Raw genomic sequence first — 17592 nt, 5'->3', positions numbered from 1 at the left:
GACTGGCCCATCAGCGGGTCTGGCCCATCAGAAGGTCCACCCTCAGGCCGTCGCGGGTCTTCACGACCTTCGCGGGAATCCGCACCTTCACGCCGCGCTTCTCCAGCCGGCTGAGGGCCTCATCGACGACCGCCTCGAGACCCCGCGGCACCGTTCCGACGACGCCCGTCACCCGGCCGCCGGCGAACAGCCGGATGACGAGGGGCGCGTCGGTGCGCTCATCCTCCGGGCTCCGCCGCGAGATGGCGGTCTCGATGCCCTCCGCGCCGCTCTCGAGCACCTTCGCGATCTCGTCCTGGTGCGGGTTGCTGTTCGCCAGTCGGAGGGTGACTCGGCCATTCGAGGGAATCAGGTCGTACTTGTAATTGCTGAACGATCCGGCCCCCCGATCGCCTTTGGGCAGGGAGGTGTCTTCGTCGCGATTCCAGAAAGCCATGTCACGATGCTATCCACAGCGACCCCCGCTCCCCGGCCGATCCCCCTTCCGAAATCCATGCATCGCTCGCGACACGCCGGCTTCCCCTGCGCGACGCGCCGCAAATCGACGCGGATTGCATGGATTTCGGAACGACGGACGGGCGGATGCCGCGCCGCCAACCGCGCAGGCCCCACCGCGAAGGCTAGGCGGCCTCGTCCGCCGAATACCGGCTCGATCGCCCGGGCACGCGGCGACGAAGCTGCCCGGGGGCGCGCTCCAGACGAGTCGGGGCGCTGATCACCGCGTCATCCGCAACAACTGCGTCCGGCTCGATGCGCGCGCCGCTCGCGATGTGCACGTTGCTGCCGATCCGGGAGTGGCTGCCCAGTCTGGCTCCGCTGCCCACCGTGCTGTCGCGCCCGACATGCACGTTCTGTCCCACGAACACGCGCTCGCCAATCGTCACGCCCTGGTCGATCCAGCTTCCGGCGCCGATCGACGATCCGTCACCGACGCGGGCGTCTGCCTCCACGTAGGCGGTCGACGAGACGAAAGCGCCCGGTTGCACACGCGCTCGGGGCGAAACCAGTCCGCTGCCGTTGGCGTGGCGCCGATACTTCACTACCGTCCCGGTGGAGTCTTCGACTTCTTCATTCACTCTTCCCACTGGGACCTCCTTCACTGCTCGAGGCGTGACCGCGCAATCTCCGCGCAATCATCACCTGACCAATTCAACGTCTGACGGGGGCTTTTGATTCCTTGGTGGAGACGCGAAAAGGCCCGCCCCCCGGCAGGGGGCGGGCCTTCGAGCCAGATCGCGATCCGGCGCAGCGAGGGGAGACCTAGCGGCGCAGGCCGAGACGCTCGATGAGCGTGCGGTAACGCGAGATGTCGATGTCCTGCAGGTAACCCAGCAGGCGACGGCGCTGGCCAACGAGCAGAAGCAGTCCACGACGCGAGTGGTGGTCGTGCTTGTGCTCTTTCAAGTGCTCGGTGAGATCCTTGATGCGTGCGGTCAGCATTGCGACCTGCACCTCGGGGCTACCGGTATCACCAGGATGGGTGGCGTACTCGTCGATAATCGTCTTCTTGGCATCTGGTGCTAATGGCATAGATGGCCCCTCTCACTCGTTGCGCGGTGCCCGTCACTGGATGTGCGAGCTCTCTTTGTCCGCGGCCGTTCGACGGCAACCTTGCGAGTTTAGCATCTCGGGGACACCCCGCTTCCTCGTGGGCCGGTCGGGTCTCCGCGTCCGCTAGCTCCCGATCGCGACGAGCGCCTCGCTGTGCTTGAGGAATCCGGGCTTCCAGGGCGGATCGAACCTGGCGAAGTAGAGGCTCCCCACCGGGTGCAGTCCGGCTCGCTCCACCGCCTCGAGCAGGGCCGTCCCGTTCTCCTCGAACTTCGCCTCGCTCCAGCCACCGCCGAAACGCCGAGCGGCCACGTCGTGAGCGGGCACTGCCCTGGTGCTCACCTGGGCATCCGTCGGAACAGGCACTGACGCGATGTCCGTGCCGTCTGGCAGCACGAAGCTCACGGTGTGCGCGTTCTCGGTGATGGGTTCCTGGAGCACCGGGGCCGTCATGGGGATGCGCGCGGAGGAGGCGTTTCGCCCGCTGATGTACCCGATCAGGGGACGGAATCCGAGGTTTCCGGCACGCAGGAAATCGCCCTGCGCGCTGACCTGAACGAGAACGTAGTCCGGATAGTGGCGCAACTCGAAGCCGTCGTAGTGACGGATCAGCTCGTACGCCTGCTGCTCGGTCATAACCGCGATTGTAGGCCGCGCAACTGGGCAATTCCCTTCCGAAATCCATGCAATCCGCACCAGGCGACGGCGTGTCTGGCCGGCCGAGCGGCGTGTCGCCGACAAACGCATGGATTTCGGAAGGGGGGTGATCGATCGAGGGGGGCGAAGGGGCGACGACCTGCCTCACCCGAAGAGACAGGCCGCCGCACGTTCGGTCAGGCGTTGATGATCACCTTGAGCGCCTTGGTTTCGGCCGCGCGGCCGAAGACGTCATACGCCTCCAGGATGTTGTCGAGGGTGAAGGTGTGGCTCACGAAGTTCTCGGCCACGATCTTCTTCTGCGCGACGAGCTTGAGCAGGGTGCCGAGCGTGTCGGTGTTCACGAGACCCATGCTGATGGTGATGTTGGAGATCCAGAGATCCTGGAGCGCGAGCTCCACCGGATGCCCGTGCACCCCCACGTTGGCGACATGACCGGCCGGGCGCACGATGTCGACGCACATCGTGAACGTCTGCGGGATTCCGACCGCCTCGATCGCCACGTCGACGCCGAGCCCGTCGGTGAGGGCGAGCACCTGGTCCTTCCAGTCGGCGTCGGTCGAGACCACGCCATCCGTCGCGCCGAACTTCTTCGCCTGCTCGACGCGGTTCGCGTCCACGTCGATCGCGATGATCCGGGAGGGACCGTAGAGCCCCGCGGTGGCGATCGCGGCGAGACCGACAGGTCCGGCCCCGATCACGGCGACGACGTCGCCCGGCTTCACCTGGCCGTACTTCACGCCGATCTCGTATCCGGTGGGCAGAATATCGGAGAGCACCGTGCCCTGTTGCGGCGTGACGCCGGCCGGCAGCAGGTAGACCGAGGTCTCCGCGTACGGCACACGCACGTATTCGGCCTGGGTGCCGTCGATGAGGTGACCGAAGATCCAGCCGATTCCGGAGCGCCCCTCGTCGCCGAGGCAGTGTGAGAAGACGCCCTGCTTGCAGTAGTCGCAGTGCCCGCAGGCGGAGATGCAGGAGAGGATCACCTGGTCGCCGACCTTCAGGCTGGTCACCGCCGAGCCGACCTCGGTGATCGTGCCCACACCCTCGTGGCCGAGGATCCGACCGGGAGTCACCGCCGGGACGTCCCCCTTGAGGATGTGCAGGTCGGTTCCGCAGATCGTGGTGGTGATCATCTTCACGATGATGTCGGTGGGCTCCTTGAGCACCGGATCCGGCACGTCTTCCCACGATTTCTGACCAGGTCCCTTGTAAACGAGCGCCTTCATGATGTCCCTTCGATAGTCGTCACTGCGACGCTACGGGGCCACCGGGCCCGACGAAAGGGACCTTAGGCCCCTCCGTTCGGGGCCGAACGGACTCTCCGGGCGGGCCCGTTCGGCCCCCCAGGGCAATCCCGCACGTCACGCCGAACTCGAGCGCACGGCGTGCAACCCAACCGTCAGCAACTGCTCCCCGACCGGCCCCAGCCAGCACTTACCGACGGCCGAGTCGACACCGGCCGAGTCGACACGGACCGAGTCGACACCGGCCGAGTCGACACCGGCCGAGTCGACACCGGCCGAGTCACCCGACCGGGAGCTAGATCAGGCGGACCAGCCCGGCGAGCAGATCGAGGATGCCGGGCAGCAGGAGATCGATGGTCAGGATGAAGGCCGCGACGACCCCCAGGAGCCAGATCACCGATCGGGTCTGCGCGGAATCGACCTGCCGGCGCAGTTCCTCGAACGCCTGGAGGTGCGGACCGTTGTCGTCGTTCACGAAGGGCTGCGTGTGCCAGGTGGTCGGCTCCTCGGCGAACATCGAGAAATGCACGACGGCCCTCGCCGACAGCACGTGCGGCCGGGCGAGAAGCCAGCGTCGCAGCCGGCTGGAAGCCAGTACCGCGACGGTGGGGCGCTTGCGGCCGACCGTGATCGAGGCCGGGTTGACGACGACGATGAGCGGCGTGACGGTCACTGGCCGACCGGTCACGCCACTCAAGAGTTGGGAGGCCCGCTCGGCCTCATGCAGGGCCGCCCGGAGGTGGTCGTGCTTCTGGCCGGCGACCACGAAGGTGCTGCCGGCGACGAAGACGCGGCGGTCGGCATGGTTCCTGGTGCTCATGGTGAAGATGCCTGCCGGGCCGATCACGATGTGGTCGATGTCCGCGCGCCCCGAGCCGACCGGGACCGCGTGCAACACCGTCCATCCGGCGCCGAGTTGCGAGAGCACTCGCGCCACCTCGATTTCGCCGAGGGCCCCGTGGTACCAGGTTCTGGCGGCCGGATCGAGTGGGCTTCTCCCGAGAACGCGGGCGACGGTCCCGAGCGGTGCGGCCTTCTGCTGCACGGCCAGGCACTCGCGGATCACGGCGTACGCCGGTCCCCTCGAGCGGAGCGACAGCGGTGGGCCCACCGGTGCCGGCCGGACCGGGAGCGACTGGATCGGTGCCGGTGGCGCGACGGACTCCACGTGATCCCGTTCTGCCAGGTCTGTCATCGCTCCCCCAAGCACCGATATATCGACCATAGGCGGCGGCGCGAGACGCGCGGCAGCCCCAGAACGGGTGCGGTCACGCGGCGGGAACGCACGGTCGCGTGACGCCGGAGGCACGCGGCGATCACCTCGGTGCGGTCCACTCTGCGCGACAGACTCGGCACCGTTGAATCAGTACGGGTGAATCAGCGCGGGCGGATCAACGGGTGGCGCTCCAGGTTGAGCACTCTTCGGCGACCGACGAGAGATATTCGACAGCCTGGGTCGAATGCACTGCCGCGTTCTCGACGAGCGAGCGAACGAGGATGTCGGCCGGCAGCACCCGCACGCGTCGCGCGGGGTCGCCCCCGAAACTGAGGTCGACCGGGTCGAGCAGTGCGACGACCGGCGTCACTGCGACCGGCACACCGGCAAGGTCGGACATGATGGTCTCCGCGCCGTCCGCGCATCGACGCGCGACTCGAACATGGTCGGTCGGACGCCCGTTGATCCAGAGCACCTTCTCGTCGACCCACACGTTTCCCCCGGTCGGTCGCGCGGAAGTGATGGTGAAGACGCCGGAAGGGCCGACGACCAGGAAGTCGGTGCCGAGTTCGGCGAGCGCGTCCGATGCGCGCAACACGGTCCAGCCGTCACCGAGTTGGGCGAGGAGGGCGGCGACCTCCGCCTCGACGGGAGGACGACGGCGCCAGCCGCGGGGCCGGGCGGGCGTGCCGCGGGGAACCCTCCATGAGGGAAGCAGGTCGCGAAGGATCTGCGCGCCACGAGCCGACGGCGAGGCTCCTACTGTCGACTCTGCGCCTTCGCGTGAGGTGACACTCGTCATGCGCTCCCCCTCAAGTGGCCTATCCCGAATGGCCTGTCCCGAACCTAAGCGAGCGCCACGGGCCCGGGAAAGCCCCCAAAGGAGGGCAGTTCGGCAGCTGGGTGCGCATGCAGGCTCTGAGAATATCATTTACAGGGTGACACCCCGACGCGCCGAGCCCATCTATCGCACGGCAATTGTGGCCGGCACCGCCCTGTTTAGGGCGCTGCGGGTGAGGCGAATCGAGTCGGGGCTCGACAACCTTCCGGAAACGGGAGGCGCCGTGCTCGCGATGACGCACTTCGGCTACCTGGAGTTCGCCCTCATCGAATGGGTGACCTGGCTGCACAACCGCCGACGCATCCGCTTCCTCACCAAGAAGAGTGTCTTCGAGAGGCCGGTCCTGGGGTTCGTGATGCGCGGGATGCATCACATCGCGGTGGACATGGCGGCCGGTGCGGACGCGTACGCGAGCGCCGTGGCCGCCCTGCGCGACGGGGAGCTCATCGGAGTGTTCCCCGAGGCCGGCGTGAGCGCCTCCTTCACCGTTCGAGAACTCAAGACCGGAGCCGCGCGGTTGGCGGCGGAGGCCGGAGTGCCCATCATTCCGGTCGCGGTCTGGGGAGGCCAGCGTCTCCTCACCAAGAATCGCCGGATCCGCCTGCGCGAGCGGTTCGGGGTGCCGGTCAGCTTCGCGGTGGGAGCCCCGATCGTGGTCGAGGCGACGGATGACATGCGCGCCGCGACCGAGCGCCTTCGGCGCACCCTACAGGGCCTCGTCGACCGCCTCCAGGCCGAGTACCCGGTGGACGGCGCCGGCGCCTGGTGGCAGCCGCGTGCGCTCGGGGGCACCGCGCCGAGCCCACTGGAGGCCGCCGAGGCCGATGCCGAACGGGCCAGGAAACGCGACGAGGGCACCCCGCGCTGAGGGTATCCACGGTCGGGAGCGCTCCCGACCCACCGGCGTGGGTGTATCTCATCGAATCGGCTCAAAAAAAAGGTCTTTCGCACTATTGCACGGCGAGCCCGAGGACTACCGTGTCAGTTAGTCGACGTGTCCAGAACATCGCACGGGGCGCCTGACTGCGAGCCTGAACAAAAGGATGTAGTCATGATGCCGCTCCACCACCTCACACCGGGGTCTCGCTCAGCGTCCGCCGAGCGCCCGGACGGGGCGAGCACCGGCGACCCGTGGTCGTTCCCGCCGACTGGATAAGGCCCGGTTGCGGTTGGGGCCACCACCCTTTGCTACCCGAGAAGATCGTGATAGCCCCAACCGACATCCGGCTAGGCGGGCACAAAACGCGGCCCCTGGTGTGCCCAACCCACACCCAGGGGCCGCGGCCCTGCCGCGGCTCCGGGGATTCGGGACCTTGGACCCTTCATCCTCCCGAGGGGCAACGGTGGGATGGGGCTAGAAGAAACCACAGGGAGGAACACCGTGACCTTCGCCCAGTCCATCCAGACGGTCTTTCGCAAGTACGCCGAGTTCACCGGACGTGCCTCGCGCTCCGAGTTCTGGTGGTTCGTGCTCTTCAGCGCACTCGGCCACGCCGCACTGAACGCCTTCAACCTGTTCACGCCCCAGGGCACTCTCTACGTCGGGGCGAGCCTGTCCGGCGTCTTCGGAATCGTCATCCTCATCCCGAGCCTCGCCGTGACGGTGCGGAGGCTGAGGGATGCCGGCCACGGCTGGGCGGACCTGTTCTGGATCCTGCTCCCGCTCGTCGGCCTCATCATCCTGATCGTGCACCTGTGCGACCCCAGCCTCTCCGACGTCGCGGTGACGCCCCAGCCGGGCACGCCGGCCGACGCCTCGGCCCGACCAGCGCCGGGCAGCACGACAAACGGGTGACCACGGGACAGGAGAACGCTATGACGACCTCGGTGAACAATCCGACTGACCCCTTCGGCGGCTACCCCGTCGGCATGATCAAGATCCATCGAGGCGAGCTTGTCGCCGTCGCCGTGATCGGACTCATCCTGGGAATCATCGGCCTGGTCTGGCCCCGGGCGACGCTGCTCACCGTGGCCATCCTGTTCGGCATCTACCTGGTCGCCTCCGGCATCTTCCGCATCACGGTGGCGTTCGTGGCCGACCAGTTGAGCACCGGTCTGCGCTGGTTCACCGGCATCGTCGGCGTCCTGGTGGTCGCCGCGGGCGTGATCTGCCTCGCGAACCCCTTCGGTTCCCTCATCGTGCTCGCCTTCGTGATCGGCGTCGGCTGGATCGCCGAGGGCGCCGTCGACATCATCGGCGCGGTGCGCGGCACCGGGAATCCCCGCTGGCTCGGCTGGCTGAGCGGCATCCTCTCCATAGTCGCCGGCATCATCATTTTCGTGCTGCCCGCCCTCGCGATCAGCACGTTTGTGGCGATCGCGTCGATTCTGCTGATCATCGTGAGCATCTCGACCCTGTTCACCCTGCCGCGCGCACGGAAGTCGGCGAGCGCCTAGGGCAGTTGTCCCGCCCCGGTCCTCCCCAGTGGGGGCGAGGACGTCGCGCCGAATTCGTCCCGCAGGGCGGTCAACGCGGCGTAGTAGCCCGCGAGTCCGTGCACTCCCGGGCCCGGGGATGCCGATGAGGAACAGAGATAGATCCCCCTCGCCGGCGTGCGCCACGGCGTGGCCGAGAACACCGGCCGCGCCACGAGCTGGGCCACCGTCACATCTCCACTCGCGATGTCTCCACCCACGTAGTTGGGGTTGTAGGCCTCCACCTGTTCGGCGGTGCTGCTCGCGCTCGCGAGCACGACATCCCGGAACCCCGGTGCATGGCTCTCGATCGCGGCTGTGATCGCCTCTGTGCGGTCGACGGTCGAGCCGCGCGGCACGTGCGTGTATGCCCACAGCACGTGCGAGCCGGCCGGCGCCCGCGACCCGTCGAACGGGGTCGGCTGGGAGACGAGCACGTAGGGATTGCCGGGATGGCGGCCGGCGGCGACCTCACCCTCGGAACGGGCGATGTCCCGCCTCGATCCCCCGAGATGGAGGGTGCCGGCAGCCGCGAGATCCCGATTCCGCCACGGCACGGGGCCGGAGAGGGCGAAGTCGACCTTGGCGACCGCGTTCCCGTATCGATACCGGCCGAGAGCGCGCCGGTAGCGTTCGGGCAGCAGCTCCCCCGCGATTCTCGCCAGGGCCCGCGCGCTCGTGTCGAAGAGCACCACCCTCGCCGGCGGGAGGTCCCCGAGGTGGGCGATCTCGGTGCCGGTGACGATCTGCCCGCCGTGGGCGATCAGGTCGGCCGCCATCGCGTCGATGATCGACTGGCTGCCGCCGATCGGGATGGGCCAGCCCTGTGCGTGGGCCGTGGTGCCGAGAACGAGCCCGGTGGCCGCCGTCGCGAGGCTCGGCATCGGCCGAACGGCGTGGGCGAAGACACCGGTGAGCAGGGCGGGCGCCACGTCATCCCGAAAGCGGGAATTCCAACCGCGGCCGCCCTGCTCCAGCACCCGCAGCCCGAGCCGAGCGACGGTGAGCGGATGCCGGGGAACCTGCAGCACCGCCGAGCCGCTGAACTGCGCCACATCGTTCGCGCGCCGCACGAGGGGCGCGAAGAGCCGCCTCCACGCCGCGCCGTCACGCCCGAGGCCGTCCGCGGTGCGGTCGAGGTCTCGCCACGCGATTCCTGCTCGACCGTCGGCGAGCGGGTGCGCGTAGGAGATCTCCGGAACGACGAGTCCGATGCGTTCCCGAAGTTCGAACCGACGGAAGAATCCGGAGGCCAGGGCCAGCGGATGCACGGCGGAGCACACGTCGTGATGAAATCCGGGCAGCGTCAATTCGCTCGTGCGCGCGCCGCCTCCGATGGTGGGGGCGCGCTCGTAGACCCGCACCGTGAGGCCGGCCCGCGCCAGCGTCACCGCCGCGGCCATGCCGTTCGGCCCGGAGCCCACCACTATCGCGTCGACGGCGTCCATGACTCCACCCTGCCCCCGACTCACGCGACACGCGAGGGGCGCGCCGCTATCGAGTCAGGCGCGACATGGTCCACGTTCGCGGTAATTCGGGATTTCCCCCACAGAACACGGAGGAGTCCGGCGGCGACGTCCCCGAAACGCCGGGCGGCCGAGACCCCTGTCGTGCGGGGAGGGACTGCTGGTACACACTTGAATCGGTATCCGCAACGAAAGGCAGCACGTGATTCGAGCAGCAGCAGACGGTTCGGCACTAGGCAACCCCGGGCCGGCCGGCTGGGCGTGGTACGTCGACGACCACTGCTGGGCGGCCGGCGGCTGGAAGCACGCCACCAACAACCAGGCCGAGCTGATGGCCGTTCTGCAGCTGTTTCGGGCGACCGCGCACCTCGACGACGACCTTCTCGTGCTCTGCGACAGCCAGTACGTGATCAACTGCGTCACCAAGTGGATGCCGGGCTGGAAGAAGAAGGGCTGGCGCAAGGCCGACGGCAAGCCCGTGATGAACGTCGAACTGCTCAAGGAGATCGACGAGGCGCTCGTCGGCCGCCGCTACCTCTTCGAATGGGTGAAGGGGCACGACAACCATCCCCTCAACGAGGCGGCGGATTCCCGCGCGCGCGCGGTGTCCGAGGCCTTCCAGCGCGGTCGGTCGATCCCGAGCGGACCGGGGTGGGTGCGCGACGGGGATGCCGTCGCGGCCACGGCCCAGGACGTGGCGTGGACGCCGGGCGGGCGGCCCACGGAACCGGCCCCCACGCCGGCCCTCTTCGGCTTCGACGACGCGGACGAAGCGGCCGAGGCCGCTGGCACGACTCTCGTCGTTCGCCTGAGCCCCGACGAGCTCGGCCGGCTCGAGGCGAGGGCGTCGTCGCGCGGACTGACCCTGGAGCAGGCGATCAAGAGCCTGCTCTGACTGCGCCGCCGGCCAGTGGAGCGGATCACAGGGCGGGCCCGTCGGCGAGCGTGACGTTCGCGGCGTGGCTCGCGCCGGCGTCATCCGTCCAGGCGATCGAGACGGTGTCGCCCGGGGAGTGGGCGGCGATCGCCGCGCTCAGGTCCGCCGCGGAGGCGACCGGCGTCGAACCGACGGCCGTGATGGTGTCGCCCGCCGCGAGACCGAGCGTGGCCGCCGGTGTGCCGGCGAGCACTCCGCCGATCGTGGCGCCGGAGGCCGAACCCTGCGCGAGTTGCACCCCGAGGAAGGCCGGGTAGCCGATCGTGACGGTGGCGCTGGCCTGGCCGGACTCGATCTGTCGGGCGATGCCGAGCGCCGAGGAGATCGGGATCGCGTAGCCGACGACGGACCGGATGCCGGAGGACGCAGCGGTGACGACACCGATGACCTCGCCCTGGGCGTCGAGCAGTGGTCCGCCCGAGTCGCCGGAGACGACATCCGAGTCCACCTCGATCAGGTTGCTGAGGCTCTCCGACGAGCCGGCCGACTCGCCCTGCACGGTGATCGACTGTCCTGTCGCCGCCACGGTGCCGGTGGCGGTGACGAGCTCGCCAGTGCCCTCGGCGTTTCCGACCGACGAGATGGCGTCCCCGGCCGAGACCGACTGGGCGGAGTCGTAGGTCGCCGTCTTCAGCCCGGACGCCCCGGCGAGCTTGAGCACGGCGATGTCGTCGGTCGCGTCCGTGCCGACGACCTCTGCCCGGTGCGCGACCCCGGTCGATTCGACGGTGACCTCGATGCTCGTGGCGCCCGCGATGACGTGGTTGTTGGTGAGGATGAGTCCGCTCGAGGTCATGACGGTTCCGGTGCCGGCTGCCTGGCTGTTCCGGTCGAAGTCGAGCACGGAGACGATGGTCACGACGCCGACCTTCTCGGCCGCGGTGGCGGGAACGGCGCCGGTCGTGACGCTCGCCCGTTGGGTCGTGCCGCGGAGGTCCAAGCCCTGACGCCCGTCACCGGGAACCACGCGCTGGTCGGGGAGCACGGCCTGGCCGGCGGAGTTACTCGCCGACTTCGCCGTCGAGGAGGCGAGGGAGGTGGCGATGACGACTCCCCCTGCCCCGACGGCGAGCAGAATCGTCGCGGCCACCGCCCCGACGAGCAGGCCGCGACGTCGGCGCGACCCATCCTCGGCCGGCGGAGTGTCGATCGGGATGCCGCCGGCCTGGCCGGTGTGGGCCTGGCCGGCATCCGCGTGGCCGGTGCTTGTCTCGCCTGTCTCGAAGCTGTCCATCATTCGCGCCCTTCTCGGTGTGCCGTCGGGGACGACACTCCTCCGATACGCTCGGCATGCCCTATGGCCAGGATCTGAGCCGGTCGTGCGAAGGGTATGAATCCGCTGGGAACGGTCGCGCGGGCCGGGGCTGCGCCCGGCAGAGCGGCAGGAAGCTGTCATCCTGCCGTGCGAAACTGGGGAGGGCCGCGAACGACGGCACCGCAGCGATCCCGGAGGAACACGAATGACCGGCTCCCTCGTGCTCGATGTGATTCTCTGCATTCTGCTCCTCGCCTACACCGTGCACGGCTTCCGCGCCGGCTTCGTGCTGAGCATCACGGGAATCGCCGGCTTCATCGCCGGGGCCGTCGTGGCCTTCTTCGCGATCCCCCTCATCGCCTCGTGGGTCACCTCCTCTCAGTGGCGACTTCCGCTCATCCTGCTCGCCGTCGTCGTTCTCATCGGCCTCGGTCAGGCCGCCGGCACCCTGATCGGCCGGGCGCTTCGCCGGGGGGTGGACCGTACGCCCCTGCGCATCCTGGACCGGGTGTTCGGGGCGATGGTCACCCTCGTCGTCGCCGCGGTCGTCACGTCGATGCTCGCCTTCGGCATCGGATCCCTCGGAGTGCCGTTCGTCTCGAGCGCGATCTCCTCTTCGGCGGTCGTACAGACGATCGACCGGGTGACCCCCGACCCGGTGAAGGCCCTCGAGGCTCAGGTGCGCGGCCTCGTCGCCCAGGACGGCCTGCCCCGGCTGTTCGAGGCGATCGGCTCCAACACGAACATCCCGGTTCCCGCCGCCGGCGCGGGCACCGCCGCGCAGCAGGCGGCCGCGGCGTCGGTGGTGAAGATCGTCGGTAACGCCTACCAGTGCGGCCAGAACCAGTCCGGCAGCGGCTACGTCGCCGCGAAGGGGCGCATCATCACCAACGCCCACGTGGTGGCGGGGGTGACCGAGCCGGTGGTGCAGACGCCGTCCGGCGGGTCCTACACCGGTCGAGTCGTCTTCTTCGACGGGGTGCACGACCTCGCGGTGATCGCGGTCGACGGGCTCACGACCAGGGTGCTTCCGCTCGGGGCGAACCTCGGGCAGGGCGACACCGCGGTGTTCGACGGCTATCCCCTCGGCGGGCCGTTCAGCTCGGCGCCCGCCGCCGTGCGAGGCGTCAACACCGTGCAGGTGCCGGACATCTACGGGGCGAATCCCGCGCCGCGCGAGGTGTACTACCTCTCCGCCGACGTGCAGGAGGGCAACTCCGGCGGTCCCGTTATCGACGCGGGCGGGCGCGTGGCCGGGGTCATCTTCGCGAAGTCGGCGACGACCGATCGACTCGGGTTCGCCATGACCACGAACGATCTCACGACCGTGGTGGCGAAGGCGCCGTCGCTCGTGTCGGCCGTCTCATCCGGGCACTGCACGCGCGGCTGAGCGTCGCGTCCCTGGGCCGAGCGGCGGCGGGTCACCGCCCGGCGGATCAGCCGATCTGTTCGGCCAGGGCGACGATGATACCCGCGGGGCCGCGCAGGTAGCAGAGCCGGTAGCTGTTCTCGTACCGCACCATGTCGTCGACGGCGAACATCACGCGATGCAGGCCCAGCGTGTTGGCCGGAGGGTGCTCCGGCTCGGCAGCGGAGGCCGCGGGGCTGAGGCCCGGGGTTCGACGTTGGTCACCCCGGGTCCCTCGCTGGAAACTCCCCAGCCGAGCGCCTGCGCCCAGAACCGCCCGACCAGTGAGTCGTCCCGAGCCTTGATATTCACCTGAACGAGTCGCAGCGCCATGGCGTCCGAGCCTAGTGCCGGGCATCACCCGCCGGGCTAATCGGCGGCGAGGTTCTCGCCGAGGATGGCGAGCACCCTGGCCCACGCGTCGGTCGCGGCGTCCTCGCGGTACGCGATCGGGTTGGTGTCGTTGAAGAACGCGTGCCCTGCCCCCTCGTAGACCCGGGAGGAGAAGTCGATTCCCGCCGACTGCATCGCGGCGGTCACCCCGGGCAGCGACTCCATCAGGGATGTGTCGTTCTCCCCATAGAAGGCCCGCACGGTCGCCGTGATCCTCGGCACGAGGGAGAGGTCGGGCGGCGATCCGTAAAACGGCACCGCCACCCGGATACGGGCGTCGGCGGCGGCGAGGGCGAAGCTGTATGTGCCGCCGAAACAGAATCCCATGACCCCGATGCGACCGTTTATCCCCGGCTGTTCGGCGAGGAAGTCGACACAGTCGACGAGGGCGGCGATGGCCCATTCCGCATATTCCGGTGCGCGCATCGGAGCGAAGGCCTCGCGAAGACGCGGCTGGCCCTCGGTGCGCACCCGCTCATCCGGACTCGTCATGATGGCATTGAGTTCGAGCCCGATCTGCGGGCGGACGCCGATCCGGCTGAGGATGTCCGGGGCGATCACGAGGTAGCCCTCCGTCGCGAGGCGGTCGGCGATGCCGGTGATGTGCGGCACCAGGCCCCAGATCTCGTGGATGAGCACGATGGCGCCCTGGGGGCGCGCGCCCGTCGCGAGGGTGGGACGGGCGAGATAGGCCTCGAAGGCTCCGCCGCCGAGCGAGATCGTTTCGGTCATCGTCCGAGTCTGTCACGACCCCGTCCCTGCGATACGGTGGGCCGATGGACGCGAAGCCCACCGCGCGCCGGCCGACGGCGCTCATCACGGGAGCCACGGCCGGCATCGGTGCCGAATTCGCGCGGCAGCTCGCCGCGGACGGCCACGATCTCGTGATCGTGGCCCGGGATGAGGAGCGGCTCGAGCGGAAGGCCGCCGAGTTGAGGCTCGAGTTCGGCGTGCGCGTGGAGGTGCTGGTCGCGGACCTGGGGCAGGCGGATGCCCTGGCCAGGGTGGAGGCGCGGGCGGCGGTCTCCGAACCCGCCGACGACTTTGCCGTTCCCATCACCCTGCTGGTCAACAATGCCGGGTTCGGCCTGCGCCGGCCGTTCGACGAGAGCGACATCGATGATGAGCAGCGTCTGCTCGACGTGCTCGTCACGGCGCCGATGCGGCTCTGCCACGCCGCGCTCGCCCAGATGCTGCCGCACGGTGCCGGCACCATCGTCAACATCGCGAGCGTGGCCGGCTACACCCCGCGGGGCAGCTATGGCGCGGCCAAGGCCTGGCTGCTGAGCTTCAGTCGCTGGGCGAACGTCGCCTACCGGTCGCGCGGAGTCTCCGTGACCGCCGTCGCTCCCGGCCTCGTGCACACCGAATTCCACGAGCGCATGAGGGTGAGCGGCGCCTCCGTTCCACGGTTCCTCTGGCTTGACGCCGACCAGGTCGTGCGGCTGGCCCTCGCGGATGTTCGGCGCGGGAGGGCCGTGTCGATCCCCACCGTGCGCTACAAGCTGATCGTGGCTCTCGCACGCCTCCTGCCGAGCCGACTCGCCGCGAAGGGCGACCTGCGGGAACAGTAGGGCCGAGCCGGCTCTCAGAGCGGGAAATCGGCCGGGAATGCGAGCTGCACGCCGAACGCCGCGAGGCCGCCGAAACGCACGAACAGCAGTCCGTAGCTGAGCGCGATCCCCACCACGACCCAGGAGAGCCGGCGACGCCGCGCCCGGGCGACCTCCCGACGCAACGTCTCGAACTCGCCGAGAAGCGACGGCAGCGCCGCCGGCGCGTCGACGCCGAGCGGCCAGGTCGCCGGGTCGGCCGCCGCGGCCGCGAGGCGTCGCACCGACGACGGGGCGAGCAGGCGCGGAAGATCGCGCAGCCAGCGCGAGAAGTCGCTGGAGTGGATGGCCTCCGCCGCGCGAGGGTGGGCTCGAATCTCCAGGGCGGCCGGCTCGACCACGACGATGGCCGGCGTCACCGGCGCCGCCGTGCCCGCCGACGCGGCCACCAGCTCGCCGACGAGCCGGGCATCCGCCTCGGAGTCCTGGATGATCGGACGCAGCTCGTCCTCGACGAGAAAGGTCCGCTCCCCCACCCACACGTGTTGACCGACCGAATACGCCATGCTGACGGCGATGAGGCCGGGCGGCCCGACGAGAAGGTACTCGAGGCGTGGCCGCTCCGTCGAGATAGGCACCGAACTCACCACCAACCAGTCGTCGCCGAGCTCGGCGAGCGCCTCCGCGATGCGCAGCTCGGCGATGGCTGCGCGAAACCACCGGGACGACGCCCGGGGTACCGGGTCGATGCCGAAGAACCGGGCGAACGGGGAAAGCGGAGTCGCCTCGGACTGCCGCCGCATCATCTCGCGCACCGCGGCCAGGACCGGGACTGTCGAGTCGACAGACCCCGTGACCGCCCCGTCAGGCGAGCCAACCGCTGAGTCCTCGACGATGATGATTCCGTCCCCCAACGGTTGTGCGCGTTCCTCCACGGTAGCGACATCCCGGCGCTCGCGAACTCCCCAGAACGGGGTGGCGACACGCGCGGGATGGCGCCGGCGAGCAGAAAAACCTTGCAATCCCGGCACCCGAGGGGCAGGGTGGAACCAGATCAACTCGTCGCCCGGAAGAGCCGCACAGTGTGCCGCACCGGGCGACGAGTCTGTGCGGGTGAGCATCCCCGCGGCAGCACCGCGGCAGCACCGCGGCAGCGATCGAGAGCTCCCCGTCCTCAGTCCTTCCGGAGTGTGAGGGCGAGCCTCGGGCAGAGCGCGACGGCATCCCTGGCCGCCTCGAGCTGGGACGCGGCGAGCGGCACGTCGCCGCCCGAGCCGTCGCGGGCGAGGGGGTAGCCCCACTCGTCCCGCGCAAGGCGTTCGGGCAGCAGTTCTGTGCACAGGCCCCGACCGTCGCACAGCGTCCAGTCGATGTGCAGGGTGGCCGCCGGGCGACGCTCCCGGCTCATGCCGCCACCCCGGCGCGCGCCCGCCGGTCGGCGAGGCATCCTCCGGCCAGGTGCGCCTTGACCTCCGCGGAGAACACCGTGAGGGCGCTCAGCACGAGCCTGGTGGTGCCGTCGGGGTGGTGGCAGCTCCCCCGCCCGGTGACGAGCGCGGCCAGCCGACGGATCTCGGCCGGCAGTGCGGTGTCGCGACTGCCGCCGGCGAGCTTCTCGAGCACCTCGGCCATCCTCGGCAGACCGTTGGCGCAGGGGCCGCACTGCCGAGCCGACTGCGCGGCGAGATAGCCGGCGATGGCCGCCGACGCCTTCAGGCCACAGGATGCCGACTCGAGAAGCACCAGGATGCCGGCCCCGGGTGCCGCGCCGAACGGGGCCAGGTCGTGTCCGGTGAGTGGCGTGTCCAGCCGCTCGGCTGGCAGCCAGGCACCGTGGTAGCCGCCGACGAGCACCGCGCCGAGCGTGTCCGTGCTCCCGCCGGCCGCCCGCACGATGGCCGCGACCGTCATTCCGCCCACGACCTCGCGTACGGTCGGCGCGAGGTCGCTGCCGCTCACCGTGACGAGCCTCGTGCCCGGCTCCTCCTCCGTGCCGAGCCTCCGGAACCACTCCGCCCCGAAACGCGCGATGAGCGCCACCTGAGCGAGAGTCTCCACGTTGTTGAGCAGCGTGGGCCGGCCGGCGAGCCCGGAGCTGCTCAGACGGCGACTCTTGTCCCTGGGCAGTGCCGGTCCCCCCTCGAGGGAGCTGATCACTGCCGATGCCTCGCCGGAGAGGAACGCCTCGGGCACCTCGCGCAGCCGGATGGCCGTGGCGTCGGTGCGCTCCGCGATGGCCCGCGCCACGTACGGCAGGCTGGCCGCCGTCGTCACGAGGTAGAGCTCCCGCGCCCCGATGGTGCGCCCGGCGAGGAGAAGGCCGTCGATCACCAGGTGCGGAGCGGCTCGCAGGAGGGTGGCATCCTTCGCGCTCCGCGGCTCGCCCTCCGCCCCGTTCGCCACGACCACGGCCGCGCCGCCACGAGAGCGCGGGTCCCGGCCACTTCCGGCCGCCGCGAACTTGCGCCAGGCCGGGAACGCCGCGCCGCCCCGGCCCTGCAGCCCGGACGCCTGCAGTTCGTCCAGGAGGTGGGACGCCGCAGGCCCGTCCGGCACGGGGCCGAAGGTGGCGAGGTGGCTCGTCAGGTCGGAAGCCGGCGCGGCGAACAGCCTCCCGGCGCCCCGTGGCGGTCGCACTTCTCCACCCATT

General features: G+C 69.8%; 19 protein-coding genes. 6 read left to right on the top strand and 13 right to left on the bottom strand.

Features of this window, described 5'->3' with window-relative positions:
- Positions 1 to 10: 10 nt before the first annotated feature.
- The 7 genes from FVP33_RS08125 to FVP33_RS08090 all read right to left on the bottom strand — a co-directional run bounded on the left by FVP33_RS08125 (position 11) and on the right by FVP33_RS08090 (position 5476).
- A complete protein-coding gene (locus tag FVP33_RS08125; RefSeq protein WP_147783082.1) occupies positions 11 to 436 on the bottom strand; it encodes a hypothetical protein in 426 nt (141 codons plus the stop codon).
- Positions 437 to 620: 184 nt separating this feature from the next.
- Positions 621 to 1085 carry a DapH/DapD/GlmU-related protein gene (locus FVP33_RS08120; RefSeq protein WP_187270619.1) on the bottom strand — a complete coding sequence of 155 codons (465 nt, stop codon included), beginning with the start codon at positions 1083 to 1085 and terminating at the stop codon, positions 621 to 623.
- Positions 1086 to 1260: 175 nt separating this feature from the next.
- Positions 1261 to 1530: a 30S ribosomal protein S15 gene (rpsO, locus tag FVP33_RS08115; protein WP_147783080.1), complete on the bottom strand. Its 270-nt coding sequence runs from the start codon at positions 1528 to 1530 to the stop codon at positions 1261 to 1263.
- Positions 1531 to 1674: 144 nt separating this feature from the next.
- A complete protein-coding gene (locus FVP33_RS08110) occupies positions 1675 to 2187 on the bottom strand; it encodes an SOUL family heme-binding protein (RefSeq protein WP_147783079.1) in 513 nt (170 codons plus the stop codon).
- 197 nt (positions 2188 to 2384) lie between these two features.
- Positions 2385 to 3440, bottom strand: a complete 1056-nt coding sequence (locus tag FVP33_RS08105; RefSeq protein WP_147783078.1) for a zinc-dependent alcohol dehydrogenase family protein — start codon at positions 3438 to 3440, stop codon at positions 2385 to 2387.
- Positions 3441 to 3753: 313 nt separating this feature from the next.
- Positions 3754 to 4653 (bottom strand): nuclease-related domain-containing protein, encoded by a 900-nt coding sequence (locus FVP33_RS08095; protein ID WP_187270618.1) that lies wholly within the window; start codon positions 4651 to 4653, stop codon positions 3754 to 3756.
- A 196-nt stretch (positions 4654 to 4849) separates the two neighbouring features.
- Complete coding sequence (locus FVP33_RS08090; protein ID WP_147783075.1) at positions 4850 to 5476, bottom strand: hypothetical protein; 627 nt, start codon at positions 5474 to 5476, stop codon at positions 4850 to 4852.
- Positions 5477 to 5612: 136 nt separating this feature from the next.
- Between FVP33_RS08090 and FVP33_RS08085 the strand changes: the two genes are divergently transcribed.
- The 3 genes from FVP33_RS08085 to FVP33_RS08075 all read left to right on the top strand — a co-directional run bounded on the left by FVP33_RS08085 (position 5613) and on the right by FVP33_RS08075 (position 7912).
- Positions 5613 to 6383 carry a lysophospholipid acyltransferase family protein gene (locus FVP33_RS08085; protein WP_246142231.1) on the top strand — a complete coding sequence of 257 codons (771 nt, stop codon included), beginning with the start codon at positions 5613 to 5615 and terminating at the stop codon, positions 6381 to 6383.
- Positions 6384 to 6896: 513 nt separating this feature from the next.
- Complete coding sequence (locus FVP33_RS08080) at positions 6897 to 7310, top strand: DUF805 domain-containing protein (protein ID WP_147783073.1); 414 nt, start codon at positions 6897 to 6899, stop codon at positions 7308 to 7310.
- Between the two features lie 20 nt (positions 7311 to 7330).
- Positions 7331 to 7912, top strand: coding sequence for an HdeD family acid-resistance protein (locus FVP33_RS08075; RefSeq protein ID WP_147783072.1), 582 nt, complete (start codon positions 7331 to 7333; stop codon positions 7910 to 7912).
- Here FVP33_RS08075 and FVP33_RS08070 read toward each other — a convergent pair.
- Positions 7909 to 9378, bottom strand: a complete 1470-nt coding sequence (locus FVP33_RS08070; RefSeq protein ID WP_147783071.1) for a phytoene desaturase family protein — start codon at positions 9376 to 9378, stop codon at positions 7909 to 7911. The genes FVP33_RS08075 and FVP33_RS08070 overlap by 4 nt on opposite strands.
- Before the next feature lie 220 nt (positions 9379 to 9598).
- Between FVP33_RS08070 and FVP33_RS08065 the strand changes: the two genes are divergently transcribed.
- Positions 9599 to 10291 carry an RNase H family protein gene (locus FVP33_RS08065; RefSeq protein WP_147783070.1) on the top strand — a complete coding sequence of 231 codons (693 nt, stop codon included), beginning with the start codon at positions 9599 to 9601 and terminating at the stop codon, positions 10289 to 10291.
- A 25-nt stretch (positions 10292 to 10316) separates the two neighbouring features.
- Here the strand turns inward: FVP33_RS08065 and FVP33_RS08060 are convergent, their stop codons facing one another.
- Entirely contained in the window at positions 10317 to 11570 is a 1254-nt protein-coding gene (locus FVP33_RS08060) for a S1C family serine protease (RefSeq protein ID WP_246142230.1), read from the bottom strand.
- Positions 11571 to 11793: 223 nt separating this feature from the next.
- Here FVP33_RS08060 and FVP33_RS08055 point away from each other — a divergent pair, with 223 nt between their 5' ends.
- Positions 11794 to 12978, top strand: coding sequence for a MarP family serine protease (locus FVP33_RS08055; protein ID WP_147783069.1), 1185 nt, complete (start codon positions 11794 to 11796; stop codon positions 12976 to 12978).
- Positions 12979 to 13365: 387 nt separating this feature from the next.
- Here the strand turns inward: FVP33_RS08055 and FVP33_RS08040 are convergent, their stop codons facing one another.
- Positions 13366 to 14121 carry a dienelactone hydrolase family protein gene (locus tag FVP33_RS08040; RefSeq protein WP_147783068.1) on the bottom strand — a complete coding sequence of 252 codons (756 nt, stop codon included), beginning with the start codon at positions 14119 to 14121 and terminating at the stop codon, positions 13366 to 13368.
- Between the two features lie 44 nt (positions 14122 to 14165).
- On the opposite strand from FVP33_RS08040, the gene FVP33_RS08035 reads away from it, so the two are divergent.
- On the top strand, positions 14166 to 14963 hold the full coding sequence (locus tag FVP33_RS08035) for an SDR family NAD(P)-dependent oxidoreductase (RefSeq protein WP_147783067.1): 798 nt from the start codon (positions 14166 to 14168) through the stop codon (positions 14961 to 14963).
- 14 nt (positions 14964 to 14977) lie between these two features.
- Here the strand turns inward: FVP33_RS08035 and FVP33_RS08030 are convergent, their stop codons facing one another.
- From FVP33_RS08030 to FVP33_RS08020, 3 genes are all read right to left on the bottom strand, one after another.
- Positions 14978 to 15877: a hypothetical protein gene (locus FVP33_RS08030; RefSeq protein ID WP_147783066.1), complete on the bottom strand. Its 900-nt coding sequence runs from the start codon at positions 15875 to 15877 to the stop codon at positions 14978 to 14980.
- 239 nt (positions 15878 to 16116) lie between these two features.
- Positions 16117 to 16350 (bottom strand): ferredoxin, encoded by a 234-nt coding sequence (locus FVP33_RS08025; RefSeq protein WP_147783065.1) that lies wholly within the window; start codon positions 16348 to 16350, stop codon positions 16117 to 16119.
- Positions 16347 to 17579: an NADH-ubiquinone oxidoreductase-F iron-sulfur binding region domain-containing protein gene (locus FVP33_RS08020; protein WP_222706650.1), complete on the bottom strand. Its 1233-nt coding sequence runs from the start codon at positions 17577 to 17579 to the stop codon at positions 16347 to 16349. Before FVP33_RS08020 ends, FVP33_RS08025 begins: the two co-directional genes overlap by 4 nt.
- Positions 17580 to 17592: the final 13 nt, after the last annotated feature.

Origin of the sequence: Lacisediminihabitans profunda, assembly GCF_008040105.1 — a bacterium.
Lineage (GTDB): Bacteria > Actinomycetota > Actinomycetes > Actinomycetales > Microbacteriaceae > Lacisediminihabitans > Lacisediminihabitans profunda.
The sequence above is the reverse complement of the archived record's forward strand: the minus strand, read 5'-3'. Positions and strand labels throughout refer to the sequence as shown.